The following is a 25789-nucleotide window of genomic DNA, read 5'->3' as shown; positions in this document are numbered from 1 at the left end:
AACAGCACTAAATGCGTTTGTATTAGACTTTGTGGAACCGCTATATTTATGATTTACGCCATGCTTAACCTTTCGGATCATATTGCAAAATCCATTATTCAGAAATTGGCTGATTCGGCGGATATTCGGATCAACGGGAATCGACCCTGGGATATTCAGGTTAAGGATGAACGGTGTTACAAGCGGATTTTATACCACCAGAGCCTGGGCCTGGGCGAGTCTTATATGGATCGGTGGTTTGAATGCGAGCGGTTGGATGAATTTATCATTCATATTCTCCGTGCCCGGATTGAAAAAAATATTAGAGAAGGCTGGCGGAAACCCTTCTTTTCCTTTCAGGAAATTCTGGTCGGTTTGAAAAGCTTAACCCGGGCTTTCAGGGTCGGGGAGGCGCATTACGATATGGGAAATGAATTTTTTGAAAAAATGCTTGACCGGAGGATGACCTATACCTGCGGTTATTGGAAAAACGCGAAGATTCTCGATGACGCTCAGGAGGCAAAACTTGAACTCGTCTGTAAAAAACTCGGAATTCAGCCGGGGATGAAGGTTTTGGATATCGGATGCGGATGGGGAAGTTTTGCCAGGTATGCGGCGGAACGTTACGACGTCGAGGTCGTCGGAATTACCGTTTCGAAAGAGCAGGCCGACTTAGCCAAACAGCTCTGTAAAGGGCTTTCCGTTGAAATACGCCTGCAGGATTATCGGGACTTAAAAGGATCCTTTGACCGTGTCGTTTCTCTGGGGATGTTTGAGCATGTCTGTCATCTCAATTACAGGTCCTATATGAAGGTTGTTCATCAGAATTTAAAGAAGCATGGACTTTTTCTGCTCCATACCATTGGAAACAATGGAGAGACAGCAGGGATTGACTCCTGGATCAGCAAGTATATTTTCCCCAACTCCATGCTTCCTTATATTACTCATATCGGACGGGCCATTGATGGGCTTTTTATCATGGAGGACTGGCATAATTTTGGCAGTGATTACGATAAAACGTTAATGGCCTGGCACCATAATTTCGAAGCGTCAAAGGACTTATGGATCGAAAAGCATGGCGACCGGTTTTACCGGATGTGGAAATATTTTTTATTAATTTGCGCCGGAACGTTCAGAGCAAGGGAACTTCAGCTGTGGCAGATCGTCCTTTCTAAAGATGGGGTACCGGGGGGGTATCCGTCATTCAGGTGAGGGGGTATAAGGAATAGCCCCCCAAGAACAGCGATAGAAAGTTGTCATTGCGAGCGAAGCGAAGCAATCTCAAGATTTTACGATAAGATTGCCACGCACCCTTCGGTGCTCGCAATGACATGATTAATAAGTGGGTGCGAAGTCTATCGCTGTTCTTGGGAGCCCGAGAACGATTGACAAAACTTCTGAAGTATCATACAAATAAAGGAGCCGTCCAGAGTAACCGCAGGGGTCTTTTATTTTTAATGAACGAAACTTTTCCGGTATCAAAAATGTTAAAACAAAACGTTCTAAAGCAAGCCCATCCCTTTGACTACAAAACTTCTGAAGGGGTCTTCGTAATGGATTCCAGGGGAAGAATCCTTTTTGCCAATTCTTATGCTGAAGAGATTCTGGGCTTTTCCAAGGGAGAAATGACCGGGAAATACTGTTATGAGGCCTGCGAAGGCCAAGATTTGGCGGGCAACCGTTTTTGTTTCGAAGGATGTACGGTCATGGAAATGGTCAATCGGAATGAGATCGTTCAAAACTTTGACATTCAGGTGTTAAACAAAGCCGGAAAAAAAATCTGGTTGAATGTGACGACTCTTCTTGAACCAAACTCCCCCGTTTCGAGAGATTCCAAAATTATTCATATCTTTCGTCCGTCTCCCTCTTCGACGGGAATGGAATATTTTTGCCGTCAGATTCCGGAAGTCAATGAGACCTTAAGCAGGAGCAAGGGATTGCTTGAAACCTTTCAGCGGGCAAACAATGTGACCCTGTGGGTCAGGAAATTTGGTTTGAGCCCTCGCGAGGGAGAGGTCCTCATGTCCTTAACGCAGGGGTCTAACGCCAGAGATATTGCCTCGAGGCTTGGCCTGAGTACAACCACCGTTCGCACCCATATCCAAAGAATCTTGAAAAAACTCCAGGTTCACAGCATGCTAGAGGCGGTTGCCCTTGCCCTGGGGAAAAATCACTCCTGACCCTATTTTTTTTCAATGGCTTCAACTTGCATGTTGATGTCAACCTCATCGCCGACTAACAATCCGCCGCTATCCAGAATTTTATTCCAGACAATTCCGTAATCTTTACGATTAATTTTCGTGGTCGCGGAGAAACCCGCCCGCCGGTTCCCCCAAGGGTCTTTATCCGCGCCTAAATATTCAACCTCAAACATTACCTGCCGCTTAATGCCGTGGATGGATAAATCCCCAGATAACGCGTATTTTTTGCCTCCGGAAGGCGTTATTTTTTTGCTTTCAAAACTAAGGGTTGGAAATTTTTCGGTGTCGAAAAAATCAGGCGATTTTAAGTGGGTATCCCTTTTTTCATGATTGGTATTAATGCTGGAGGCCATGATCGTGAATTTTCCTTTTGAAATTTCCGGTTTCTTTTCATCGAATGTAAAAGCGCCTTCAAAATCCTTAAACTCTCCCTGAAGTTTGCTGACCACATGCCTCACTTGAAATCCTGCGTGAGAATGTGCGGGATCTATGGTATATTCTGCCGCATGTCCTGCGGGCGAGAACATCAACAAACATCCAATGATGATCATAAAGACCGGTTTTTGAAACTCTTTTGACATGACAAACTCTCCCTGGTGAATAGATGACGAAGCGTCAATTTCTTTTCTATTTATTGATGGCGCAAAACAGATAGAAATTTAGATCAACATTTCTTCACTTAATCATAGAAAGAAGGGTTCTACAATCAAAAAAACTGTTTTTTCCAAATTGACCCAAGAACAGAGTTAGAAAGCTGTCATTGCGAACAAAGTGAAGCAATCTCAAGACTTTACGATAAGACCCAAGAACAGCGATAGAAAGTTGTCATTGCGAGCGAAGCGAAGCAATCTCGCCATCGTGAACCGAGATCGCCACGCACCCTGCGGGCGCTCGCGATGACAGGCAAAACAAGGAGTTACAAATCCTATCGCTTGGGTAAGATTGCCACGCACCCTTCGGTGCTCGCAATGACATGATTAATAAGTGGGTGCGAAGTCTATCGCTGGTCTTGGGATTGATTTTACGATTATAAAGGTAGAGCGTATTTCAGGAGGAATTAAAATGTTTCCGGTTTCGGTGCAGAAGGAGAAAGATCTGGTGGAAAGAATGAAAAAACTAGAGGTTCGTGAGGAGGATATCGAAGAAAGCTTTGTCCGCTCTTCCGGAGCCGGGGGCCAAAATGTTAATAAAACCTCGACCTGCGTTGTTCTTCACCATCTTTTAACCGGCATCAAGGTGAAATGCCAAACAGAGCGCTCCCAGGCGCTCAATCGTTTCCTTGCCCGCAGGATTTTACTGGATAAGATTGAGAAACAAAAAGAAGGAAAATTGAGCGCAGAGCAGAAGCGGGTTGAAAAGATCCGCCGTCAGAAGAGAAAAAGGTCTCGTCGCGCAAAATTAAAGGTGCTGGAGGAAAAAAGTCATCAGGCCAAAAAAAAATCTCTCAGGTCTCCAGTCCGCTCTAAGGAGGTATTGGATTGACTCGAAACCTTTGGATTTAGAAAGGTCCGTGGCCGCCGCTCAACCACTTGATGGTTAAAATACCGAGAAGGGTCATTCCCAATGACCCGGCCACGTGACTGACAATGATGACAAGGCTCCAAAGGAACTCCTGCCTGACGAAGAGAGTGACCGTTTCGGCGGAAAAGGTTGAAAAGGTGGTTAATCCGCCTAAAAACCCTGTGGTTACCGCCAGCCGGACTTCGGGAGGGAACGCCGGATTTTTATCCAGGTAAACCATTGCGATTCCCATTAAAAACCCGCCGATCAGGTTTGCGGCCAGCGTCCCTAAAGGAACGGTCGGAAAAACAGGATTTAAGAAAATCCCAAGGCCCCATCTTAACCACGCCCCTGCCGCGGCCGTGATTCCGATAGCCAGAAGGGAAGACAAGCCCATTTCGATCATCCTTGTTTAATAAAGCATAAGTCAGTCATCTTTAAGCGATTAGAGCCTTTCTGTCAAGAAATTTCCGCTGGAGCAGCGCCCCCAGGAACCAGAAGAAGGTCATTCCGCCAACTGCCAGCTCGAGGATTTTCTGTTGATGAAGATGTTTTAGTCCCAGGGAAATTTCTTTCCAGGGGTTGGGATAAAACCCGGATGGAACAACCCGTTAGCCTTGGAGAGCTCGTGGGCGGGCAGCATTTCAGGAAGCCTTGTTGGGAGGTATCATTCACGATCGCTCACTTTTAGCGGAATTTAAATTACTCGAACATTCCGAACTCAAGGGACTGTATTTTTCAAAATGAGATCATTGTCTGAAATATTAAAGGGGGAATATTATTACTTGGAATTGGAAGTGTTTTTGCCGTAATCGGAATTTATTAATTAATAGCTCCTAAGGGTACCTGTAGTTCATTTTGTGCTTTACGTTGCTTTTCAGGAGTTACTGGAGCTTCTACAGCTTCACGTCTCTCCATTTGAGGCACGGCACAAGATATTAAGAAAACTACACAAATAATTCCTAAAAGACTATTCTTCATACTATATCGAATTGCGGTTGGTGGGCTAACATAGCAAATCCTGAAAATAAATTAAAAAGAACTTCATATTGGAAAAAAGAATTTTTAGAAATTTTCCGGGAACTTCACCAATTGAAACTCCTACATTTCAATGGAGTTTCTTTTATTTAAGATCTATCAGGTTACTTTTGTTAAGGCAACGATTCAATAAACTGACTCAAGCTACTTTCGAGGGAATCAAAATTTGGGTTATACATTAACCTTCGAATAACCCCTTTCTTTAGATTTTCTTCGCTGATTTCCCCTAAATAGTCCTCTTTTTTATTTTTGCAGCGATCATATTTTCCCATCTCTTTGGGAAAATAATGACTGCAATAGGCGTAGTCCCCATTGATACCATAATGAGCTGAAGCGGCTGAAAGAACAATAGCAGTATGAGCTGACGTGAGAATATGCTGATCAGGGAAGAAACTATTTACCCTATCAATTTTTCCGGAAGGAATTCCTGTTTTAGTCGTATAAAGGATCATTTTGTTATTGGGATTATTTGCTTTGTCAAAAAAATCAACTGTACCAGAAATCATAACAGTTGAATCGTCCTCACTGGCGGCTATAAAAGTCGGAATTGTTAACTTGTGATTATCAAGTGACGACCGTACCTCTAGAGTGAGGAGATAAATCTGGTAGGCTGCGTTGTAAGGGAAAGACTCATATTTGAACGGGTCTTCGTCCTTCATCAGGTCAATCCATTTTGCTCCGGGAAGGGCCCAACTATAAATTTTGTGTAAATTGGCGAGTGAAGCCATTGAAGTAATCTGAATTGCCGGTGAAAAAAGGAATAACCCTTTGACCCGAGGGTCGCGAAGACTCTGGCTAACACTGAGCGCTCCTCCGGTAGAAAAACCCCATAAATAGACTTCATCCACTTCGGAGGCTAATGCATCCGTTCCAAATGCCTCTGCCTGGGCCCATTCCTGCCAAGTCACATCTAACAAATCCCCTGGGCGTGTTCCATGGCCCGGCAAAAGAATTGCCATTACCCGAAAACAATGTTCCTGAAAGAATTGGCCTAATTGGCGGGTAAAATAGGGAGAGTCAGTCAGTCCGTGAGACAATAATACTCCCCTCCGATAACGTTTATTCTTACCAGGAGCACAGGACTGGGGAGGTTCTAATTCGAAGGGAGAATTCCCATCAATAATTTCTTCCCGACCTTTATTTTTCAGATCGGTTCTCGAATTAGCAATCACCTTCCTGCTGAGCTTGATATAGTTTTCAAATGACAGGCCATCATACTTAATATCAGTACCCCCACCTGTCGGCTGATGTCTGTCAGAAAGAGCAACGTGAACCGTTTGAGCAGTTGTAGCGCATCCGGAAAGAAAAAAAATAAATATTAGAAATAATTTAACAGAATTCATCAATAGTCCTAAATACCCAATGCTTGTTCAACTTTTTTACTCTGATTCTGTACGATGTCCTTGAATTCACCCGCAATCCATCTCTTTTCGACGTCCCAATAATCCGTTCTTTTTTTCCCCTCAACGACAGAGTTGGCTGCTAATGTCATCAAAACGGCCTGCTGTTTTTGAGTCTTATAACCATCAACAGGTGCCCCCGCCCAGTCAATAACGGTATCAAGGGATTGGCCATTAATATCTTGTTTATAAGGTTCGTAAAATAAACGGTCATCCTTAGAAAATTTCCTAATCGTTTTGCCATCGTATTTATCAATGACTTCGATGGAATCATAGGGTCGATACACAACGGCAAAAAGAGTGAATCCATCTTTATTCGCCGTATCAATGCTCGTCAATATGTAATGTTGAGCATCCTTCACCCCATATTGTTTTAAAACCTTTTGATAATATTCAGAGGCATTTTTCATCCGCCGGAAAGCCTCTCCGGTATTGCCGTCAGGTCCTACTTGGTCAAGTCGTTTGCCGTAAGCGGACTCATAGGTGTCATTTAAAGTTACCTTAGCCTGAGCTTTTATCAAACCATCATTAATATCTTTCAAACTTGTGGCGGCATAATAGGGCACAGCGGCTACCCCCTCCAGTAATCCTGCCGCTATTTGTAAAGGAGATAGAACTAAATGGCCAATGCCTAAAAACATTGAACTGAACCCATGGCCACTATCTGGGCCTCCCTGTTGTGGAGTCGCGCAAGAAAAAAGGCCGAAAATGAAAACGAAAATTAAAGGAAATAGTTTATTTTTTACCATAAGACCTCCGTATGTTGTTTCATTAGAAATATTGAAATTTAAATAAACTTTAAAACATTGTGTTTTGAAATTCTAAACTTAATTGATGATAAACCCCAAAACAGCGGGTTCTTTATTTAGAATGAACAGAAAAGGCGACCTAATACTATAATTTCAAATTATTTAAGTCAAATCTTTCTTTATTTACATTAATGAATACGGGATGTAACACCCTAGAACAGCGATAGAAAGTTGTCATTGCGAGCGAAGTGAAGCAATCTCGCTATCTTGAATCGAGATCGCCACGCACCCTACGGATACTCGCGATGACAGGCAAAACAAGGAGTTACAAATCCTATCTCTCCTGGGTAACATACTATCCTTTAGAAAAATGTTATGCTGCGGTTATCAGGAAGGATTCTAAGCGGCCTTTCGGGGATGAATATATCTCTCGATTTCGGTCTTAGATTGACGCTCGGTCATTTCTAGTTCGTAACTGGTTTGGAGGTTCATCCAAAATTGAGGTGTATTCCCAAAATATCTTCCCAATCGTAACGCGGTATCTGCCGTAATCGCTCTTCTCCCCTTAACAATTTCCGATATTCTTGTCACAGGAACCCGTAACTCTCGAGACAATCCATTGGCCGTAATTCCAAGGGGTTGCATCAAGTTAATTTCCTTAATGGTAAACGACCATTTTAAAAACGTTATCGTTGAAGGCGCCCAGAAATTGGGTCCAGAGGAAAAACTGAAATCCGGAGCGTTTAAGTAAATCCTGATATCGGCTGGCCCTCATCTCATTTTTTCCTGTTTTGAAATCGAGTTAATCTATCATAATTCAGCTTTTTTGAAAAATAATATTCGTTTGTCGCCGCCTTGACAGGTTCTAAATAGCTGGTAAATTTAGGAAAAGAGATTGAATTTAATTGTCATCGGAGGTTTGATGGATTTCGATCATGACCTGTTGATTCAAACGTACCTGGCTGAAGCCGAAGAACAATTAGTCCGGATGGAGGAGTCGTTGGTTCTTCTGGAGACTCAGCCTGAAAATAAGGAAATGATTGAGATCTTATTTCGCGCGGCGCATACCCTGAAAGGAAACGCTTCTACGACGGGGTTTATGCGGGTGGCCGAGTTTGCCCATGGACTGGAGGATGTTCTTCAGCAACTCCGGAAAGGGACCCGGGTGGCCGAGAGCCGGTTGATTACCCTTTTGTTGCGCGCGGTAGACTTTTTGCGCCGGGTCGTGCCGGAGTATGCGGCTGGAACAGACGAGTCGCTTCTGGGGGACGAAAAACTATTCAAACAGTTGACCGGGCTTAAATTAGACGAGATCGATGAGAAAGAGACCTCTTTGACGGCTTCCGGGAGTGAAGCCCGCGGGGGGAAATTCGAAAGAAGAGAAGACGAGGCCCGGGAAGGGGTTTATCGTAACAAAACACTCCGGGTCGATCTTGACAAACTGGACCGCCTGCTCAACCTTGCCGGCGAGATTACGATTGCGCGGGGGAGATTCAGTCAGATTTTGGAAGAGCGGGCAGGCAAATTAGGACAGGAGGTTCTGGAGGCCAACACCGCCACGGACGCTCTGTTCCTGGAGCTTCAAGAAGAAATCATGAAGATCAGAATGGTCCCGGTGGGGCCGATGTTCCGTCAGCTTATCAGAACCGTCCGGGATGTCGCGTTGGCCCACGGCAAGACGGCCCGTCTCGTGATCGAAGGGGGTGAAGTTGAAGTCGATACGGCAATGATCGAACTCCTGAAAGATCCCATTGCCCACATGATTCGGAACGCTTTGGACCACGGGATTGAATCGCCGGAAATCCGCGCTGAAAAACAAAAAGATCCCTGCGGACAATTGATCCTAAGGGCCTTTCATGATTCGGGTAACGTTGTGATACAACTCATGGATGACGGATCCGGGTTTAACCGCAAACGGATTATCGAGAAAGCGGTTTCAAAAGGGTTAATCTCCGAATCACAGAAACTTTCAAATGCGGAGGTCTATAGCTTCATTTTCATGCCCGGGTTTTCGACCTCTGAAACGGTGACCGATCTTTCCGGACGAGGAGTTGGAATGGATGTTGTGAAGCGAAACATCGAAGCGCTGCGCGGATCAATTGAGATCGACAGTCAGGAGGAAAAAGGGTCTGCCCTGACCATTCGACTTCCCCTGACCCTGGCCATTATTGACGGATTTGCCGTGGGTGTGGGCAAGGAGACTTATATTATTCCCATCGAGAACGTGATTGAATGCGTGGACCTGACGCAACAGAACAGGCGTGATCGTGACGGACAAAACATCATCAATCTGCGGGAAAAGGTTCTCCCTTACTTTTATTTGAGAGAAAACTTTGGGCTGGGAGGGGAGGCTCTAGGACGTGAAAGCATCGTGGTCGTTAAGAATCAAGACCGCCTGGCCGGCATCGTGGTCGATACCTTATTCGGAGAAAACCAGGTGGTGATCAAGCCTCTTGGAAAGTTTTTTCAAGGCCTCCCCGGGGTTTCCGGATCGACCATTCTGGGCAACGGCAAGGTGGCTTTGATTCTGGACATTCCGGCGCTGATTCGGGACGCGGCCGGAAAACAGACCCGGATGGCGGATCAACTGGTTTAATTGAATGAAAAGCGTAAACGGTTGTTTTCAATCAAGGGGGTTGGCCCATGCACGGGTCGTCGACGATTATCAATCTAAAATAAAAAGGAAGAAATGAACCGTAAAAAAATTTTGTTGGTGGATGATGCGGATACCATTCTCATGATGGAAAAAATGATCCTTGGCAAGGGAGGGTTTGATCTGATCATCGCAAAAGACGGCCAGGAGGCCGTAACGAAAGCTGTTTCTGAAAAACCTGATCTTATTCTGATGGATGTGAATATGCCCAAAATGAACGGTTTTGAAGCCTGTCAAAAAATTAGAGCGCACGAGGCGACAAAATTGATTCCGATTATCATGGTGACCACGCGGGGTGAAATGGAAAGCAGGGAAAGCGGTTTTGAAAATGGCTGTAATGATTATGTCACAAAACCGATCAACGGGCTGGAGTTAATGTCCAAGGTTAAAACTTATTTGGTTGATTTAAAATAAACGCCGGTCAAAACAAGAGAAACCCGGGAGCGTCGTGATGAAGAGTGATGGAACTCATAAACCCGCCTATATTCAAAAAATACAGGAAGAGACAAAACAGTTTACTCAGAATCTGCTGATTGAAAACGACAGGATCCGCCTCCTGGCGGCAAAACTTCAGAGCGAGAAAACCCGGATTGAGGAACAGCTTGAGATAACGGATAAAGAGCTCGGCCGTTACATCAGGGAAGAGGCCCGCTGGAAAGAACAGATGTCTAAAATCGAGGAAGAAAGCCGCCATTTTTCACAGGAATATATCGAAGTAGAGAAACAAAACTCCAATTTGGCGAACCTCTATGTCGCGAGTTATCGCTTGCACAGCACTTTGGACCGGCAGGAAGTTCTGTTGACCATTCAAGAAATTGTCACTAACCTGATTGGATCTGAAGAGATGGCCCTCTTTGAGCTGGACTCCCGCAATTCGTCCCTAACGTGCCTGTCGTCTATGGGGATTGAAGAAGAACATTATAAAAGTGTCCCCCTCGGCGCGGGCCTTATCGGTCGTGCGGTTTCATCCGGAGAGCTTTATTCGGCTAAACCCGGCCAACCTCCTGGAGCGTTCGCGGGAGAGTGTGATTTAACCGCCTGTATCCCTTTAAAAGTCGGGGGCAAGGTCATCGGAGCCATTGCCATTTTCCGGTTGCTGGAGCAGAAACCCGGCCTTGAAGCGGTCGATTTTGAGCTGTTTGATTTATTGGCGACCCATGCCGCCGTTGCGCTTTATTGTACCCGCCGATCGGCCCGGGAAACCGCGGGAATCGTCGAATAAAATGAATTCTAAATCAACTCTTATTCCTCTTCTTCCGGTCGGCCTTCCGTCAAAAGGCAGAGATGCGGCCCAATCTCCCGGGGGTATTTCAACTGTTTATCTTCACGCAGGACAATTGTTTGCCGCCTCGACACCTTCTGTGGTCACCACGGTTTTAGGTTCCTGCGTTGCGGTTGGTTTGTGGAACCCCTTTTTGAAAGTCGGAGGGGTTAACCATTATCTTCTCCCGTTCAGAACCGGGAAAAATGAAACTTCAGCCAGATTTGGTGATGTCGCGATACATTCTCTCATCGAAAAAGTGTTAAACCTGGGAGGGATGAAGACCGATCTTCGTGCCAAGATTTTCGGAGGAGCTTGTGTCGTTAAAGAGATGAAGGGAAACAGCGAAAATCTGGGATTGAAAAATGTCGAAGTGGCCCGCCGCCTCCTTCAGGAAGAGGGAATTCCTGTTATGATCGAGGACGTTGGAGGGGCACAGGGTCGTAAATTGGTTTTCCACGTCAATGAAGGGGTTGCCTGGGTCAAATTGTTGGGGGGAAGAAAACCAGCGCCGGTTAAAGAAGGAGAATAAACATGGCATCCGTTAAAGAAGCAGTTGATCAAAAACAATACCTGACCTTTTACCTGGCCGGGGAGGAATACGCGATCGGCCTTCTCCAGGTAAAAGAAATTATTGAGTATGGTGTTTTAACAAAGGTTCCTTCTATGCCAAAATCGATCCGGGGGGTTATCAACCTTCGGGGAGGGGTGGTTCCTGTGGTTGACCTGGCGGTTAAGTTCGGACTTCCGGAAAGTTCGATGACCAGGAGAACCTGTATTGTGATCGTTGAAATTGAGATTGAGGGAGAAAAGAGCGTGGTCGGGGTTATTGCCGATGCGGTCAACCAGGTTATGAACCTCTCATCGGAAGATATTGAGCCTCCCCCTTTCTTCGGAACGCAGGTGAAGGCCGACTATCTCCTGGGAATGGGAAAGGTCGACAAAAAATTCATTCAAATTCTCGATGTCAATCAGGTCTTGTCCCATGACGAGCTTCCGGCGATTATTCGCGCCAAAACGGTGGAGGCAAAAGAAATGGTTGAACCTGACGGATCAAAGAAAGAGAAAGGCAAGTCCTTTTGAATGGATAAGAATGAAGTCAGGCCTCCTCAGGAGGAGGGAGGCCTCTCCCCGATGACAGAAAGGGAGTTTGCTCTTTTTCGGGCCTTGATTTATCGGAAGGCGGGTATTTACCTGGGCCCGCCGAAAAAAGCTCTGCTGGCGGGACGTCTTTCGAAGCGTTTACGGGAACTCAATATTCGTTCTTTTGGAAAATACTACGAAAGGGTTGTTGAGGAGGATGGAGAGGAACTTATTACTCTGCTGGATCGCATTAGTACGAACGAGACCCATTTTTTTCGCGAACCCCGCCATTTTAAATTTTTAGAGGAACAGATTTTCCCCGAATGGAAAGCTCAGGCTTTATCGGGTCTTAAGAATAGAAAAATTCGCGTCTGGAGCGCTGCCTGTTCGACCGGGGAAGAACCCTATTCCCTTGCGATGCTCCTCTTTGATCACTTTCCTCCCTCTTCCGGCTGGGAGATCGAAATTCTCGCCACCGACCTATCGGCCCGGGTTCTAAAAAATGCCGAAGCGGGTATTTTTTCTAAAGACAAAGCCCATGAAATTCCGGAGAAATTTCTCAAAAGTTATATGTTGAAGGGGACCGGGCAACACGCCGAAAAAATGAAAGCGGGAACGGCGATCCGGTCGATCATCAGGTTTAGCCGGTTAAATTTGAATGATGCGGCTTATCCGTTAAACGGCTTTTTTGACCTGATTTTCTGCCGGAACGTGTTGATTTATTTTAATGCCGAATCGAAAGCCCGCGTCATCCGCCGTTTATTTTGTTATCTGGCCCAGAAAGGGTATCTTTTTCTGGGGCACGCCGAAAGTGTAAACTTTCAAGATGGTCTGGCCCGATCCATCATCCCGACCGTTTACACCCATGGGGGAAAAACGGACCCAAACCGATCGGTTCTATCAAGCCGGGTGCCGGAAAAACATTGACGAGATCGACGAAAAGTATTTCCTGCCAAAGCTTCGAGAGAACAAGGCACGTCTTTTAAGACTTCAAGAGAGAATTGACTCTCCTGAAAGAGCTTGAATTCCCTTCTTTTTAAACGATAAGATAAAGAACGTACAGAGCGGCTTTGGGAGGTGTTTCGTTGGAACGAGATTTTGTTATGTCAGTTGGAAAGGCTGAGGAAGCGGTCAATGCGGTTTTACGGAAATTCGGCCGCGAAAAGATGGTCGAACGGTTTTGGAACCATGACCCTTCGCTCTGGAAAAGCGATTTGGGCATTCAACGAAAGATCAATGCCCGGCTCGGTTGGTTGACGATAACGGGTTTTATGCGAACACAACTCGCGGCCTTAAGGGAATTTGGAACGACAATCAAAAAGGAAGGATTTAAAGACGTCGTTCTTCTGGGGATGGGGGGGAGCAGTCTCTGTCCGGAAGTCTGCCGGAATACTTTTGGAATTTCCCCGGGGTATCCTGAATTTCGGGTGCTGGATAGCACTGATCCGGCAACGCTTCTTCATCTGGAGGAAAAGCTCGATCTTCGCAAGACCCTTTTTATTGTGGCAAGTAAATCGGGTTCCACGATTGAATCGGAATCTCTGTTTCTCTATTTTTCAAAAAAAATAAAGGCTCTTGAAATTTCTTCTCCCGGAGATCATTGGGTCGCCATTACGGATCGGGGCTCCGCTCTTGAGAAAACAGCTTCTGAAAAACATTTCCGAAGGGTATTTTTGAATCCTCCCGATATCGGTGGAAGGTACTCCGCTCTTTCCTTTTTTGGATTGGTTCCTGCGGCATTGATAGGAATCGATTTGGAAACTTTTCTTAACCGGGCGGATGAGGTCATTAAAAGATGCGGTTCCGATGTTCCCGTCGAAGAGAACCCCGGCGCGGCGCTGGGAGCTGTGTTGTCGGAGCTCGGAAGAGAAGGAAGGGACAAGGTGACCTTTATTCTTCCACCGCCGATTAAAAGTTTTGGAGTCTGGATCGAACAACTTCTTGCCGAAAGCACAGGGAAAGAAGGAAAAGGGCTGATACCGGTCGAAGGAGAAGAACCCGGACAGCCTGATCAATATGGGAGCGACCGGCTCTTTATCTACTACAGGTTAAAGTCGCATCCGGATACGGCTTTAGACAGGTCGGTGGAGACTTTGAGGAAAGCCGGTCAGCCGGTTGTTGAAATTTTTCTTCGCGACCCGTATGACCTGGCAGGAGAATTCTTTCGATGGGAAATGGCAACCGCCGTAGCCGGCATTCAATTGGAAATCAATCCGTTTGACGAGCCCAATGTGACAGAGAGCAAGGAAAACACCAGCCGGATTTTAGAGATTTACCGGACCTCAGGGCATCTCCCGGAAACCCAAGTTCATCCAGACCCTTCTTTTGCCAAAAATTCAGGGGTATTTTTAAAACAGGTTAAGCCCTCTTCTTATGTTGCTTTATTGGCTTATCTTGAGCGTTCCCCCTCCACTGAGAATCTCCTGCAAAAGATGAGGGTCTCCATTCGAGACAAATTCCGGGTCGCGACCACGTTAGGGTACGGACCCAGATTTTTACATTCAACCGGCCAGCTTCATAAGGGGGGGGCCAGAAAAGGGGTCTTTTTTCAAATTACGGCAGATGATCCCGACGACGTTCCAATTCCTGAAAGAAATTACGGCTTCAGTATCTTAAAACGGGCTCAATCTCTCGGGGACTTGGATTCTCTGAAGAAAAAAGGATTGCCGGTGCTGCAGATCCATCTGGGACGATCCCCGGAGGAGGGGCTCGCTCACGTGATTCAACTCATTGAAGGATTTCAGCCGGCAGGAGGGAACTCATGCAGTTGGGGATGATTGGTTTGGGTAAAATGGGCGCCAATATGGCTCAAAAGCTGTTAAAAGGAGGCCATCAGGTGGTCGGTTTTGATCGAAGCGTTGAAACCGGTAAAGAATTGGCCTCCTTTGGAGGAGTCAAGGCCTCTTCGCTTCCGGCGCTCGTCGAAAAGCTTGAGCCTCCGCGAGGGGTATGGATGATGGTCCCGGCCGGAGAGCCGGTGAACCAGACCCTCAGAGAACTCCTTCCGCTCCTCTCTCCCGGCGATACGGTTATCGATGGAGGGAACTCTTATTATAAAGACGCCATCGAACGGTCCCAATTGCTGGCAGAAAGATCAATGGACTGGCTCGATGTGGGGACAAGCGGCGGAATCTGGGGACTGAAAGAAGGATATTGCCTGATGATTGGAGGAAAAAAGGAAGTATTTAACAGATTTGAACCGGTGTTTAAGACCCTGGCTCCGGAGGAGGGTTACCTGTATTGCGGAAAAACCGGAGCAGGACATTTTACAAAAATGGTGCATAACGGAATTGAATACGGGATGCTTCAGGCCTATGCGGAAGGGTTTGAAATGTTGAGAGCGTCTCCTTATGATTTTGATTTGCATTCCGTCGCGGACCTTTGGAATCATGGAAGCGTGGTGAGATCGTGGCTGCTGGAATTGGCGGCAGAGGCTTTTAAGAAGGACCCCGGGCTTTCTTCGATAAAAGGGTATGTTGAGGATTCAGGGGAGGGGAGATGGATGGTAAACGAGGCCATAGAAATGGGGTTGCCCTCCCCTGTCATCACCCTTTCGTTAATGGAGCGTTTTCATTCCCGTCAGACGGAGTCCTTTAGCGCGAAGGTCATTGCGGCCTTGCGAAAAGAATTTGGAGGACATGAGGTGAAAAAAACCAATGAATCCTGATCAAATGACTCCCGCGCCGATTCACCGCGAGGGATCGCCTGAATTTATTCCCGATCCCTGTACGCTCGTGATTTTTGGCGCATCAGGGGATTTGACGAAAAGAAAACTCATTCCCGCTCTGTTCAGCCTTTTCCAGCAGGGTTTGCTTCCAAAGACATTTTCGGTGGTCGGTTTTGCCAGGACGCCGATGAGTCATGAGGCGTTTCGGAAAAGATTTCCGGTGCAAATAAATTCCGAATTTGATCCGGAATGGAGGAGTTTCTCCGACCGTCTTTTTTATTTTTCCGGCGACTTTAAAGAAGAAAACGATTTCAGGAATCTATCGCAGTTTCTTGAAGGGAAAGAAAAGCTCCCGGCGTTCAGCTCCAATCTGCTGTTTTATTTGGCCACGCCGCCCAGCGTCTATCCAAAGATCATTGAAAATTTAGAACGGGCCGGTCTTTCCGGAAAACAGAGAGAGTCAAAGGGGGGCGCCCGGATCATTATCGAAAAGCCCTTTGGCCGGGATTTGAAATCCGCGGCTTCCTTAAATCGTTTGTCCGGTCAGGCATTTCACGAAAATCAGATTTTCAGGATTGATCATTACCTGGGGAAGGAAACGGTACAGAACATTTTGGCCCTCCGCTTTGCGAACGGCATATTTGAACCGATCTGGAACCGTCAATATATCGATCATGTCCAGATTACGGTTGCGGAGGGACTTGGCATTGAAGGACGGGGGGCGTATTACGAAGAAGCAGGAGCTCTTCGCGACGTGGTTCAAAACCATATGCTGCAACTTTTAACGCTTGTGGCCATGGAGCCCCCTGTTGCTCTGGATGCCGATGCCATCCGGGATGAAAAAGTCAAAGTCTGGCGGGCGATCCGTCCGATTCAGCCGAATGAGGTCAATCAATATACGGTTCGGGGACAATATGGCCCGGGCCCTTTTCATGGCCAGGAAATAAAAGGGTATCGACAGGAAGAGAAAGTTCACCCAAACTCTACCGTGGAAACCTATGTCGCCGTGCAGTTCTTTATTGATAATTGGCGGTGGAGCCAGGTTCCCTTTTATCTTCGGACAGGGAAAAGGCTGCCGAGACGGGTAACGGAGGTTGCCATCCAGTTCAAACGGGCTCCGCATCTCCTCTTTCGAAGATTTTCTGACCATACCCAGCAACCTAACCTTCTTCTCCTTCGGATTCAGCCGGATGAGGGCATTTCTCTTCAGTTTGAGGCCAAACATCCGGGTCCGGGAATTCAATTGAAGTCTGAAACGCTTGATTTCCGTTTTAATCCGCGGGCGGTTGTCAATAAGGATTCGGCCTATGAACGCCTTCTTCTTGATGCCATGAGAGGGGACCAAACCCTGTTTACGCGCCGGGACGGAATAGAGGAGGCCTGGACCCTGATCGACCCGATTATTGAAGGGTGGGAGAAAGATCCCCCGAAAGACCTTCCGAACTATAAGGCCGAAACGTGGGGCCCCCGGGCCGCGGATGGCCTTCTTTCAAAAAACGGACATCAATGGCGCCAGCTTTAAATGTTCCTCCGATGTTAAAGGTATGGCGTAATCGGACAGAATTATATCAGCAGGCCGGAGCGTTATTTATCCAACTTTCGAAACGGGCTATTTCGGTCAAAGGACGTTTCACCGTCGCCCTGTCCGGGGGGGCGACGCCGCAGGGCCTTTACTTATCTCTTGCGGACCCTGTTATTCAGAAACAGTTTTCCTGGGAAAAAATTCATTTCTTTTGGGGAGATGAACGATTTGTTCCCAAAGATCACCCTGATAGCAATTCAGGATGGGTGAAAAAAAACTTTTTTTCGAAAATAACGGTTCCGGAATCCAATATTCATCCGATCGAAACAGACGGATACACCCCGCAAGAAGCGGCGAGGGTCTATGAAAAAAGGTTAAAGACTTTTTTCCCAGGAGGGGATTTTCCAAGGTTTGATTTAATTTTCCTGGGATTGGGAGAGGATGGTCATACGGCTTCATTATTTCCAGGACTTCCGGAGCTGGAAGAACAGGTAAAATGGGTGGTGGCTCCCTATGTTAAAAAAGATAAGGCCGCCCGGATTACGCTTACCCTGCCTGTTTTTAATTCTGCGGATCAAATCGTGTTTCTGGTGGCCGGACAGGAAAAAGCGCCTGTCCTGAAAGCGGTTTTTGATCCGCAAAAAAAAGAGAATTATCCCGCTCAGCGGATACAGCCGATTCGGGGATCTCTCTCTTTTTACGTGGATCAGGCAGCGGCCGGTCAGTTACCCGGGAAGAATGTTCGTTGAATCCAGGGCTTCAGTATGGTAGACTTAAATTAATATAAACAAACGTGAAAATAATTGTGACATGTTTCTTGTAGGGGCAACCCCCCGTGGTTGCCCAGGGCAGGCTGTTATAAGGAGTTGAAATCAATGATTAATTTAACAGAAACCGCATCTGAGGAAGTTAAAAAAATTATGGCCAAAGAGAATAACCCTGACCTTGCCCTTCGTGTAGGGGTTAAAGGAGGGGGGTGTTCGGGTTTGGAATACAAGCTTTCGTTTGATTCCGAAAGAGAGGAATGGGATGAACAATTTGAAATCAACGGCGTGAAAGTTTTGGTGGATGCGAAAAGCTATCTTTACCTGAATGGAATCACGATTGATTTTTCAAAAGCATTGACAGGAGGAGGTTTTAAGTTCATCAATCCCAACGCAAGCGGTTCATGCGGGTGCGGTACCTCCTTCGCCGTTTAAAATCACAAAAATGTTTAAAAGGGGGCGTCTGCGTGACGCCCTTTTTTTGTAGGGGCAGGCTCCTGTGCCTGCCCTGAATCTAACAGAAAAAAAAGCGTAGTAAAGTAGCAAAGAAGGTTTTAAGCATGTCAACACGAATCGTCGGTATTGATCTCGGCACTACCAATAGCCTGGTGGCTTATATGGATGGGACGGCGCCTAAAATTATCCCTGACCAGGAAGGCAATCGAATGGTCCCTTCAATCGTCTCATTTAAAGGGGATGAAATTCTTGTTGGAGAAAAGGCCAGGCAGCGCCGTAAAGAAGATATCCAAAACACGCTATATTCGATTAAGCGCTTAATGGGGAAAGGTTTAAAGGAGGTCCAATCGGAGCTGGCGTATATTCCTTTTAAACTTTCAGGGGAAGAAGGCGGAGTGATTAAAATTCAGGTTGGGGACCGGGTCTTTACCCCTCCGGAAATATCGGCCATGGTCTTAAAACAACTCAAACTGCAGGCCGAAGCCTACTTTAATGAAGAAATAAAACAGGCCGTCATCACGGTGCCCGCTTATTTTAACGACAGTCAGCGCCAGGCGACAAAAGACGCGGGACAAATCGCCGGTTTGGAAGTGATGCGAATCATTAACGAACCGACCGCGGCTTCTCTTGCCTACGGTCTTGATAAGAGAAAACAGGGGATTGTCGCAGTTTACGATTTGGGCGGGGGGACGTTTGATATTTCGATTTTAAAACTTAGAGACGGTATTTTCGAAGTCCTTTCAACCAATGGAAACAATCACCTGGGAGGGGATGATTTTGATCATGCCCTGGTATCGATTTTTTTAAAAGAAATCCAGGAAAAATTCGGAGTCGACGGCGAGACCCGCCCGGTTTTATTTGAAAAAGTCAGAGCCTCCGCCGAGGCGGCAAAATGGGTCCTTTCTTCCGAGGCTATTGCCGAAATCCGGATTTCGGTGGAAGAAAATAAGGTTTATCAACGAAAGTTTTCCAGAGCCGAGTTTGAAGCCGCCATTTCTAACCTGGTTCAGTCAACGGCGGACCCGTGTCAACAGGCCCTGGCCGATGCCCGGTTAAAACCGGAGGAGGTGGATGAGGTCGTTTTAGTGGGAGGTTCAACCCGCGTGCCGGTGGTCCGAAAACTGGTAGAGGACCTTTTCCGAAAAAAGCCTCATTCCGAGTTAAATCCGGATGAAGTGGTTGCCCTGGGCGCGGCGGTACAGGGGCATATTCTTTCAGGACATATTCATGACATGCTTTTGCTGGATGTGACGCCTCTTTCCCTTGGCATTGAAACGGTTGGCGGGGTCGTCAGCCGGATTATTGAAAGAAATACCACTATTCCAACGTCCGCGGTGGATCAGTTTACGACTTCCGTGGATAATCAAACAGGGGTTCAAATTCATGTCGTTCAGGGAGAGCGGGAACTCGTCAGGGATGTCAGAAGCCTTGCGCGGTTTACCCTTAAAGGAATCCCTCCGATGAAAGCCGGACTGCCTAAAATCGAAGTAAAGTTTCAAATTGACGCAAATGGCATTTTGAGCGTCAGCGCCAGAGAGGCCCGTACCGGGATCGAACAGGCTATCGAAGTCAAGCCCACGTACGGGATCAGCGAAGACGATGTTAAAAAAATGGTTAAAGAGTCGATGGCAAACGCGGCCGCCGATTTAAAGACAAGACAACTCATTGAAGCCAGAAACGAAGCGGAGGTTGTTCTGAGACATACCGGGGCTGCCATCGATCAGCATTCGGCGAGATTTAAGCCTGAAGAGAAGGATCGGGTAACAAAGGCGGTCACCCGGTTAAAGGCGGTGATTCACGGAGAGGACCCTGCCCTGATCCGAAAAGAAATGAAAGCCCTTGACGAAGCCACAGCCCCCCTGGCGGAACAAATTATGAATCAAGCCCTGAAGGCGGAAATCGAAGGAAAAAAGATTTCCAATGTCGTTTCTTAGACAAAATTTCGTTTTTCTTGCCTGACCCGCGTAAAACCCCTTACTCCCTTTGACAAATTTCAGAAGCTTGGTATCTTTTAACCTATAGCACTAATACTTTGGTGAAAATGGAGCGAATGATCCTGAGCAAAGGGGAGAGAGATTATGTTTAGAAATATTTCCGTTGGCAGTCGATTGGGCCTGGGATTTGGTCTTGTCGTGCTCATGCTGATTGGCGTCACAGGCTGGGGCATCTGGGGCCTGGATGCCGTGATTACGGTAAATCATAAGATATTGGAAGACGTCCGCCGGGACACCCGGATTTTTGAAAATGCCCAGCGGGCAAAAGCAAATACCCTGGGGCTGAGGCGTTTTGAAAAGGACTTTTTATTAAACATTCAAGACAAAAAGAACAGCTCAGAGTCTGGCAGAAAGAAGATGTCCGAATATAAAGAGAGCTGGAATAATGAAAGGGTACAGCTTGAAACCCGTTTGAATAATCTGGAAAAGGTTGCTTTAACGGATAAGGCCCGCGTGATGGTCAAATCAATGAAAGAGGATTTGACTGCCTATGTTAAGGGTTTCAACCGGGTTGTTGAAAAGGTCGAGGCGGGAGCGATCAAGACACCGGGGGAAGGAAACGCGGCGGCCGCGAATTTTAAGGACGAAGTTCATCGGCTTGAAACTTCGGCGTCAACCTATGCGGAAATGGCGGTGGAGAGCGAGACCGCAATCTCGGACATTGGCAAAAGAACGCCAAGTGTCGTTTGGGTCGTGGTTTTTGTTGCGATGCTTATTTCGATGCTGATTGCCTGGGTTATTACCCGGGGGATTACCGGGCCGGTAAAAATGGCGGCAGGTGTCGCGGAACGAATTACGCAGGGGGATTTGACCGTCGCGGTAGAGTTCAATCGAAAAGATGAATTAGGCCGTCTTTTGTCTGGAATGTCTAAAATGATTCAAAGACTCGGACAGGTGATTAGCGAGGCCCGGGAGGGATCCAACGCCGTTGCCAATGCTTCGGGGCAGGTGGCCTCGTCCGCTCAAAGTTTATCCGGCGGCACCAGCGAACAAGCCTCCAGCATAGAAGAGATGACCGCGAGTTTGGAACAAATGAGCGCCTCAATTGCGCAAAATGCCGAGAACAGCAGGCAGATGCAGCTCATGGCAATAAAAGGGGCAAAAGACGCTGAGGAAAGCGGCAGAGCGGTTAAAGAAACGGTCGAAGCGATGAAAGAAATTACGGGTAAAATTTCCATTATCGAAGAAATTGCCTATCAGACAAACCTGCTGGCATTGAACGCGGCCATTGAGGCGGCGCGGGCGGGAGAACATGGAAGGGGCTTTGCCGTGGTGGCCTCGGAGGTTCGGAAACTTGCTGAACGGAGTCAATTCGCGGCTAATGAAATCAACACCCTGGCCGGCTCAAGCGTGAAAATCGCCGAGGAAGCGGGAGAATTGCTTAAACAATTAACCCCTTCCATCAAGAAGACCGCGGACCTGGTTCAGGAGGTGACGGCGGCGTCCCAGGAACAATCGTCCGGCGTTGCTCAAATTAACAAGGCGATGATGCAGGTCGATCAAGTGACGCAAAGGAATGCCTCTTCAGCTGAGGAATTATCGGAGGCCGCGGAGGAAATGGCGTCCCAGGCGGAGTCCCTCCAGAAGTTGATGGCTTTCTTCCGTTTGAGCCAGTCGACCCAGTTTGATAGAAAATATGAAAAAGAAGGGTACAGCCTTCAAAACGCCAATGGACCCGGCAGCAATCATTCGGTGACGTCAGACTCCTCTCAGGACATGGCTCCTGCGCATCAAGTAGGGCATGCATCTGGCGATCAAGGAGAGAGCTGGAACGTGAGGGTAAAGGCGCAGGGTGTTCCCGGGAGCCACCATGACCACGAATTTAAGCGATTTTAGCCGAGGTCCCATTCCGGTTTAAAGGGATAAGTGGCAAGTTATTGGGACGAAAGGGTCAGCACTCCAATTAAAACCATCCAGAAACCCCATTTTTGATGAAAGGCGAGTTGTTCTTTTAAAATCACCCGGGCAAGGATTACTGTTACAAGGGTAAAAAGGCTGGAGAGAGGCGCTACAATAGCAACCAGGGTTCTGGTGATTCCAACGGTGAATGCCAAAAATGCCGCGGCATCTAATACGCCAATAGCCAACAAATATTTCCATGTCGCTTTTGGGGGAGGCGTCATTTCTTTTCGATAAATTAAAGTCAATCCAATTAAAATGACCCCCATTCCTCGAACGATGAAAATGGGAAGGATGGGCCCCGTCTTAAGGCTGACAATTTTAATCAAAACCACATACGATCCAAAGAAGAGAGCAGAAAAAATAGCCGGGATAACGCCCAGTCTCTTTTTTAGAATGGCGGGAGATATTTCCGGCTGGCGCTTGAACGAGACCAGGGTCACCCCCAGAATGATCAGAACGATTCCGAGTAACTGGATTCGCGTGGGCCACTCCTGGAGAATTAAAAGTAACAGACCCACGGGGACGATCGTTCCGGCTGCCGTGATCGTGGAAACGACAGAGAGAAAGCCGATTTGAAAACCGTAATAAAGGCAAAAATACCCCAGGACGCCAAGGATCGATGAGAGGAGTATAACGAGGATCATCCATCGGTCAAGAGGACCTGCCGTCCCGATAACGAAAAAGGTGAGGAGCCCCAACAAGACCGTTCCGACCAGGAACATATAGAACAGAGTGACATAAGGCCCTATTTTATCTACGGTTCGTTTGGCAATAAAATCACCCGCACCCCACGCCAGCGCGGAAAATAGCCCTAACAAGATTCCAGCTAGAATAACAAAGACCAGCGATAGACTTCGCACCCACTTATTAATCATGTCATTGCGAGCACCGAAGGGTGCGTGGCAATCTTATCGTAAAGTCTTGAGATTGCTTCACTTTGTTCGCAATGACAGCTTTCTAACTCTGTTCTTGGGATTTATACGAATCTAATTTAAAATTTTTCCCCCCTATATATTTATCAGCCCCTTTTTTAGCTCGATTTTATGTTTGCATTTAGTAGCGCTAAATGAGATTATGATGTCGTATGGTTACAAGACAGTTCTGGATAAAAAAAATCAGGGAAGCATGGGAGCACAAATCCGTCCTATGGCTTTCAGGTGTCCGCCGGGTTGGAAAAACCTCATTATGCCAGAGCCTTCCCAAAATTGAGTATTTTGATTGTGAACTTCCGAGAACACGTCGTCAAATGGAAGATTCCCAATCTTTTCTCGAAGACTTGAAAGGTAAAACGGTTATTTTTGATGAAATTCATCGGCTCGATAATCCTTCTGAGCTTCTTAAAATTGCGGCAGATCATTATAAGGAGACAAAGATACTGGCTACCGGAAGCTCCACACTCGGGGCATCAAGAAAATTCCGGGATACCCTGACCGGACGTAAAACAGAAATCTGGTTAACGCCGATTGTTTTAGAAGATTTACATGATTTTACACAACCTGATTTAAAACACCGCTTTTTATATGGCGGGCTTCCCCCTTTTTTCCTGGCTAAAACAATCCCTGAACGTGATTTTCAAGAATGGATGGATTCCTACTGGGCCAAAGACATTCAGGAACTCTTCAGGCTCGAACGACGGCATTCCTTCATTAAATTTGCCGAGCTCGTCATCGCCCAGAGTGGAGGAATATTTGAGGCCACCAGGTTTGCGCGCCCCTGTGAAGTGAGTCGAACAACCATTTCTAATTATCTGGCTGTTTTGGAGGCGACCTTTGTCGCCCACGTGATTCGGCCCTTTAGTTCACATCGCCCCGCTGAAATTATCTCAGCCCCAAAAGTGTATGCGTTTGATACTGGTTTTATCTGCACCTTTAAGGGCTGGAATGATTTACGCCGTGAGGATATGGGGTTTCTTTGGGAACATTTTGTCTTAAATGAAATTCAGGCACATTTACAAACTCGAAAAATTCTATACTGGCGGGACAAAAGAGGTCATGAAGTCGATTTTGTTCTGACTGATCATCACCACCTTCCGACAGGAATCGAATGTAAGTGGAGCGGTTCAGATTTTGACCCAACCAATTTTTTGGCTTTTAGAAGACAATATCCTGAAGGAAATAATTTTGTTGTCGCAAATGATGTTACGAAGGGTTATTCAAGGCAATACGATCACATCAGTATAAAATTCGTTAACTTAAGAAATTTAATCCAATCCCTGACCAGCGATTCAAGACCTTAAGGATTGACCGGAATAATCCCTTCATTCAGGGGTCATCAACGAGAAAATATTTCGCCTGACTTTTTAATCGTTTGATTACTTTTTGCGCTGAACCTCGAGATCGTTAATGTCATCATCATCACCGGTTTTCACCGGTTTTTTGAGTTGATTTTTATCTATGGGAGGTGGATTCTTTGTACCGCTATTTACGCTGGGTTTCGCGGGAACGGTTCCCGGCGGCAGAGTTGTAATGTCGCCGCCATTCCGGCATACGTAGTTCCCGTTTCCGTCTTTTCCAACTCCCGCACAAGTAACGATTGTACCGTCCGGCAGTTTCATTTTCTGGGCAAATGCAGGTAAAGCGATCGCAACCAACATTGCGGCAAGCACAAGAGCGATCCGCATTGGTTTCACGACAACTAAGTAAATGTTCTTCATGGTTTTTTCCTCCTAATATTTAAGATTTATTAACAAAAACATTATTTCATACCAAGGGGGACAGATGGGGGACAGATTTCAAAAAAAATGAAAAATTTTAAAAAAAATAGACTAAAAAGGGGTTAAATGAAATTTAATTAGTAAAACCAATGGGTTATAAACTTTCTAGCTTTGATTTCGATGTGATTGAGAAGGTCGTCAAGGGAGCAGAGAAGAACTTACGAAGTTCTCTGGTTTTGGTAAAACCTCGTTGTGATAATAAAATTATGAAAATTCTACGGGAGGGAGTCAATGTGTTGCACTCCCTCCCGTAAATGATCTGCATAGCGGTGACTATACCTTGGTGCCCGTGATGTAACTACATTAGCAATTGGGGAGGCATTTAGTAGGTGCTATTATATCTTTAATATCCTTGGGAGTTATGGGTACTTTTGGTGGCTTAGGTACTTTGGTTTTCCCGGCAACGGGATTAGAAGGAGAGGTGCCGGGATTGGCAGAAGCGGGAGCAGCGGCCTGATCCTTTTGCACGGCAAATGCAGGCAGGGCGATCGCAACCGATATCGCGGCAAACAGAAGAGCGATCCGCATCGGTTTCAAGACAAATGAGTAAATTTTTTTCATGGTTTTCACCTCCTAAAATTAAAGGTTAATTAAAAAAAATTATTTCATGTCAAAGGGGACAGATGGGGGACAGATTCAAAAAAAATAAAAAAAATGTGGAAAAAACAGACTGAAAATGGGTTAAACACGATTTAATAAATAAAACCAATAAGTTACAAGGCTTTGTGATTCTGACAAGACATTTATTTTTAATCCTCTTGAAAGTTTTTTTGTAACTACTCAGGTCTCCCCCGCCTAAAGTAAGGTTTCATTTTTTGCTGGACTTCCAAATCCATATATGGCATATTGTCTCCTATGCAAGAGACAATCGCATGCCAGGGTCTCCATTTGGATGTTGCCAACCTGT

The 25789-nt window shown here is 46.4% G+C and carries 25 protein-coding genes; 17 read left to right on the top strand and 8 right to left on the bottom strand.

The features are described 5' to 3' along the window. Positions 1-60 precede the first annotated feature (60 nt). Together cfa and HYR79_06725 are read left to right on the top strand one after the other, a co-directional pair. Entirely contained in the window at positions 61-1191 is a 1131-nt protein-coding gene (gene cfa, locus HYR79_06730; protein ID MBI1821388.1) for a cyclopropane fatty acyl phospholipid synthase, read from the top strand. Between the two features lie 245 nt (positions 1192-1436). Then, on the top strand, positions 1437-2159 hold the full coding sequence (locus HYR79_06725) for a PAS and helix-turn-helix domain-containing protein (protein ID MBI1821387.1): 723 nt from the start codon (positions 1437-1439) through the stop codon (positions 2157-2159). Positions 2160-2161: 2 nt separating this feature from the next. Here HYR79_06725 and HYR79_06720 read toward each other — a convergent pair whose 3' ends face one another. Continuing rightward, positions 2162-2731 carry a polyisoprenoid-binding protein gene (locus HYR79_06720; protein MBI1821386.1) on the bottom strand — a complete coding sequence of 190 codons (570 nt, stop codon included), beginning with the start codon at positions 2729-2731 and terminating at the stop codon, positions 2162-2164. A gap of 511 nt (positions 2732-3242) precedes the next feature. Here HYR79_06720 and HYR79_06715 point away from each other — a divergent pair. Continuing rightward, positions 3243-3662, top strand: coding sequence for a peptide chain release factor-like protein (locus HYR79_06715; protein ID MBI1821385.1), 420 nt, complete (start codon positions 3243-3245; stop codon positions 3660-3662). 16 nt (positions 3663-3678) lie between these two features. On the opposite strand, the gene crcB is transcribed toward HYR79_06715, so the two are convergent. The 4 genes from crcB to HYR79_06695 form a co-directional block, all read right to left on the bottom strand. Beyond that, positions 3679-4077 (bottom strand): fluoride efflux transporter CrcB, encoded by a 399-nt coding sequence (gene crcB / locus HYR79_06710; protein ID MBI1821384.1) that lies wholly within the window; start codon positions 4075-4077, stop codon positions 3679-3681. 754 nt (positions 4078-4831) lie between these two features. After that, entirely contained in the window at positions 4832-6061 is a 1230-nt protein-coding gene (locus tag HYR79_06705) for an alpha/beta fold hydrolase (protein MBI1821383.1), read from the bottom strand. Positions 6062-6069: 8 nt separating this feature from the next. Then, the gene (locus HYR79_06700; protein MBI1821382.1) at positions 6070-6867 is read right to left on the bottom strand and encodes a hypothetical protein; all 798 of its coding nucleotides are present in this window, start codon (positions 6865-6867) and stop codon (positions 6070-6072) included. Between the two features lie 399 nt (positions 6868-7266). After that, a complete protein-coding gene (locus HYR79_06695; GenBank protein ID MBI1821381.1) occupies positions 7267-7512 on the bottom strand; it encodes a HigA family addiction module antidote protein in 246 nt (81 codons plus the stop codon). Between the two features lie 277 nt (positions 7513-7789). On the opposite strand from HYR79_06695, the gene HYR79_06690 reads away from it, so the two are divergent. The 13 genes from HYR79_06690 (at position 7790) to HYR79_06630 (ending at position 22103) form a co-directional block, all read left to right on the top strand. Continuing rightward, on the top strand, positions 7790-9463 hold the full coding sequence (locus HYR79_06690; protein ID MBI1821380.1) for a chemotaxis protein CheA: 1674 nt from the start codon (positions 7790-7792) through the stop codon (positions 9461-9463). Between the two features lie 93 nt (positions 9464-9556). Next, entirely contained in the window at positions 9557-9934 is a 378-nt protein-coding gene (locus tag HYR79_06685; protein ID MBI1821379.1) for a response regulator, read from the top strand. Positions 9935-9971: 37 nt separating this feature from the next. Beyond that, the gene (locus HYR79_06680) at positions 9972-10742 is read left to right on the top strand and encodes a GAF domain-containing protein (GenBank protein ID MBI1821378.1); all 771 of its coding nucleotides are present in this window, start codon (positions 9972-9974) and stop codon (positions 10740-10742) included. Position 10743: 1 nt separating this feature from the next. Then, positions 10744-11313, top strand: coding sequence for a chemotaxis protein CheD (locus HYR79_06675; protein MBI1821377.1), 570 nt, complete (start codon positions 10744-10746; stop codon positions 11311-11313). Between the two features lie 2 nt (positions 11314-11315). After that, entirely contained in the window at positions 11316-11864 is a 549-nt protein-coding gene (locus tag HYR79_06670) for a purine-binding chemotaxis protein CheW (protein ID MBI1821376.1), read from the top strand. After that, positions 11865-12791, top strand: a complete 927-nt coding sequence (locus HYR79_06665) for a protein-glutamate O-methyltransferase CheR (GenBank protein MBI1821375.1) — start codon at positions 11865-11867, stop codon at positions 12789-12791. Positions 12792-12967: 176 nt separating this feature from the next. Beyond that, the gene (locus HYR79_06660) at positions 12968-14641 is read left to right on the top strand and encodes a glucose-6-phosphate isomerase (GenBank protein MBI1821374.1); all 1674 of its coding nucleotides are present in this window, start codon (positions 12968-12970) and stop codon (positions 14639-14641) included. Further along, the gene (gene gnd / locus HYR79_06655; protein MBI1821373.1) at positions 14626-15531 is read left to right on the top strand and encodes a decarboxylating 6-phosphogluconate dehydrogenase; all 906 of its coding nucleotides are present in this window, start codon (positions 14626-14628) and stop codon (positions 15529-15531) included. The genes HYR79_06660 and gnd overlap by 16 nt, the downstream gene beginning before the upstream one ends. A 4-nt stretch (positions 15532-15535) precedes the next feature. Continuing rightward, on the top strand, positions 15536-17053 hold the full coding sequence (zwf, locus tag HYR79_06650; protein MBI1821372.1) for a glucose-6-phosphate dehydrogenase: 1518 nt from the start codon (positions 15536-15538) through the stop codon (positions 17051-17053). Beyond that, entirely contained in the window at positions 17038-17802 is a 765-nt protein-coding gene (gene pgl / locus HYR79_06645; protein ID MBI1821371.1) for a 6-phosphogluconolactonase, read from the top strand. The genes zwf and pgl overlap by 16 nt, the downstream gene beginning before the upstream one ends. 126 nt (positions 17803-17928) lie before the next feature. After that, positions 17929-18252: an iron-sulfur cluster insertion protein ErpA gene (gene erpA / locus HYR79_06640; GenBank protein MBI1821370.1), complete on the top strand. Its 324-nt coding sequence runs from the start codon at positions 17929-17931 to the stop codon at positions 18250-18252. Between the two features lie 125 nt (positions 18253-18377). Beyond that, positions 18378-20207: a molecular chaperone DnaK gene (dnaK, locus tag HYR79_06635; GenBank protein ID MBI1821369.1), complete on the top strand. Its 1830-nt coding sequence runs from the start codon at positions 18378-18380 to the stop codon at positions 20205-20207. A 144-nt stretch (positions 20208-20351) separates the two neighbouring features. Further along, entirely contained in the window at positions 20352-22103 is a 1752-nt protein-coding gene (locus tag HYR79_06630; protein MBI1821368.1) for a methyl-accepting chemotaxis protein, read from the top strand. Between the two features lie 38 nt (positions 22104-22141). Here HYR79_06630 and HYR79_06625 read toward each other — a convergent pair whose 3' ends face one another. Beyond that, on the bottom strand, positions 22142-23044 hold the full coding sequence (locus HYR79_06625; protein MBI1821367.1) for a DMT family transporter: 903 nt from the start codon (positions 23042-23044) through the stop codon (positions 22142-22144). 209 nt (positions 23045-23253) lie between these two features. Between HYR79_06625 and HYR79_06620 the strand changes: the two genes are divergently transcribed. Beyond that, positions 23254-24405, top strand: coding sequence for an ATP-binding protein (locus tag HYR79_06620; protein ID MBI1821366.1), 1152 nt, complete (start codon positions 23254-23256; stop codon positions 24403-24405). Between the two features lie 75 nt (positions 24406-24480). On the opposite strand, the gene HYR79_06615 is transcribed toward HYR79_06620, so the two are convergent. Both HYR79_06615 and HYR79_06610 read right to left on the bottom strand, forming a co-directional pair. Continuing rightward, complete coding sequence (locus tag HYR79_06615) at positions 24481-24822, bottom strand: hypothetical protein (protein MBI1821365.1); 342 nt, start codon at positions 24820-24822, stop codon at positions 24481-24483. Between the two features lie 363 nt (positions 24823-25185). Beyond that, complete coding sequence (locus HYR79_06610; protein ID MBI1821364.1) at positions 25186-25443, bottom strand: hypothetical protein; 258 nt, start codon at positions 25441-25443, stop codon at positions 25186-25188. Positions 25444-25789: the final 346 nt, after the last annotated feature.

This window comes from Nitrospirota bacterium (assembly GCA_016178585.1).
Classification (GTDB): domain Bacteria; phylum Nitrospirota; class Nitrospiria; order JACQBW01; family JACQBW01; genus JACOTA01.
This window is presented reverse-complemented; position numbering and strand designations above follow the sequence as displayed.

Excerpts from the sequence above, each read along its gene's own strand:
- HYR79_06725 (MBI1821387.1), top strand. The coding sequence starts at position 1,437 with ATGAACGAAACTTTTCCGGTATCAAAAATGTTAAAACAAAACGTTCTA.
- HYR79_06700 (MBI1821382.1), bottom strand. The coding sequence starts at position 6,867 with ATGGTAAAAAATAAACTATTTCCTTTAATTTTCGTTTTCATTTTCGGC.
- cfa (MBI1821388.1), top strand. The coding sequence starts at position 61 with ATGCTTAACCTTTCGGATCATATTGCAAAATCCATTATTCAGAAATTG.
- zwf (MBI1821372.1), top strand. The coding sequence starts at position 15,536 with ATGACTCCCGCGCCGATTCACCGCGAGGGATCGCCTGAATTTATTCCC.
- HYR79_06630 (MBI1821368.1), top strand. The coding sequence starts at position 20,352 with ATGTTTAGAAATATTTCCGTTGGCAGTCGATTGGGCCTGGGATTTGGT.
- gnd (MBI1821373.1), top strand. The coding sequence starts at position 14,626 with ATGCAGTTGGGGATGATTGGTTTGGGTAAAATGGGCGCCAATATGGCT.
- HYR79_06610 (MBI1821364.1), bottom strand. The coding sequence starts at position 25,443 with ATGAAAAAAATTTACTCATTTGTCTTGAAACCGATGCGGATCGCTCTT.
- HYR79_06715 (MBI1821385.1), top strand. The coding sequence starts at position 3,243 with ATGTTTCCGGTTTCGGTGCAGAAGGAGAAAGATCTGGTGGAAAGAATG.
- HYR79_06690 (MBI1821380.1), top strand. The coding sequence starts at position 7,790 with ATGGATTTCGATCATGACCTGTTGATTCAAACGTACCTGGCTGAAGCC.
- HYR79_06685 (MBI1821379.1), top strand. The coding sequence starts at position 9,557 with ATGAACCGTAAAAAAATTTTGTTGGTGGATGATGCGGATACCATTCTC.
- HYR79_06695 (MBI1821381.1), bottom strand. The coding sequence starts at position 7,512 with ATGCAACCCCTTGGAATTACGGCCAATGGATTGTCTCGAGAGTTACGG.
- HYR79_06675 (MBI1821377.1), top strand. The coding sequence starts at position 10,744 with ATGAATTCTAAATCAACTCTTATTCCTCTTCTTCCGGTCGGCCTTCCG.
- erpA (MBI1821370.1), top strand. The coding sequence starts at position 17,929 with ATGATTAATTTAACAGAAACCGCATCTGAGGAAGTTAAAAAAATTATG.
- HYR79_06620 (MBI1821366.1), top strand. The coding sequence starts at position 23,254 with ATGGTTACAAGACAGTTCTGGATAAAAAAAATCAGGGAAGCATGGGAG.
- HYR79_06680 (MBI1821378.1), top strand. The coding sequence starts at position 9,972 with ATGAAGAGTGATGGAACTCATAAACCCGCCTATATTCAAAAAATACAG.
- crcB (MBI1821384.1), bottom strand. The coding sequence starts at position 4,077 with ATGGGCTTGTCTTCCCTTCTGGCTATCGGAATCACGGCCGCGGCAGGG.
- HYR79_06670 (MBI1821376.1), top strand. The coding sequence starts at position 11,316 with ATGGCATCCGTTAAAGAAGCAGTTGATCAAAAACAATACCTGACCTTT.
- HYR79_06705 (MBI1821383.1), bottom strand. The coding sequence starts at position 6,061 with ATGAATTCTGTTAAATTATTTCTAATATTTATTTTTTTTCTTTCCGGA.
- HYR79_06615 (MBI1821365.1), bottom strand. The coding sequence starts at position 24,822 with ATGAAGAACATTTACTTAGTTGTCGTGAAACCAATGCGGATCGCTCTT.
- pgl (MBI1821371.1), top strand. The coding sequence starts at position 17,038 with ATGGCGCCAGCTTTAAATGTTCCTCCGATGTTAAAGGTATGGCGTAAT.
- HYR79_06665 (MBI1821375.1), top strand. The coding sequence starts at position 11,865 with ATGGATAAGAATGAAGTCAGGCCTCCTCAGGAGGAGGGAGGCCTCTCC.
- HYR79_06660 (MBI1821374.1), top strand. The coding sequence starts at position 12,968 with ATGTCAGTTGGAAAGGCTGAGGAAGCGGTCAATGCGGTTTTACGGAAA.
- HYR79_06625 (MBI1821367.1), bottom strand. The coding sequence starts at position 23,044 with ATGATTAATAAGTGGGTGCGAAGTCTATCGCTGGTCTTTGTTATTCTA.
- dnaK (MBI1821369.1), top strand. The coding sequence starts at position 18,378 with ATGTCAACACGAATCGTCGGTATTGATCTCGGCACTACCAATAGCCTG.
- HYR79_06720 (MBI1821386.1), bottom strand. The coding sequence starts at position 2,731 with ATGATCATCATTGGATGTTTGTTGATGTTCTCGCCCGCAGGACATGCG.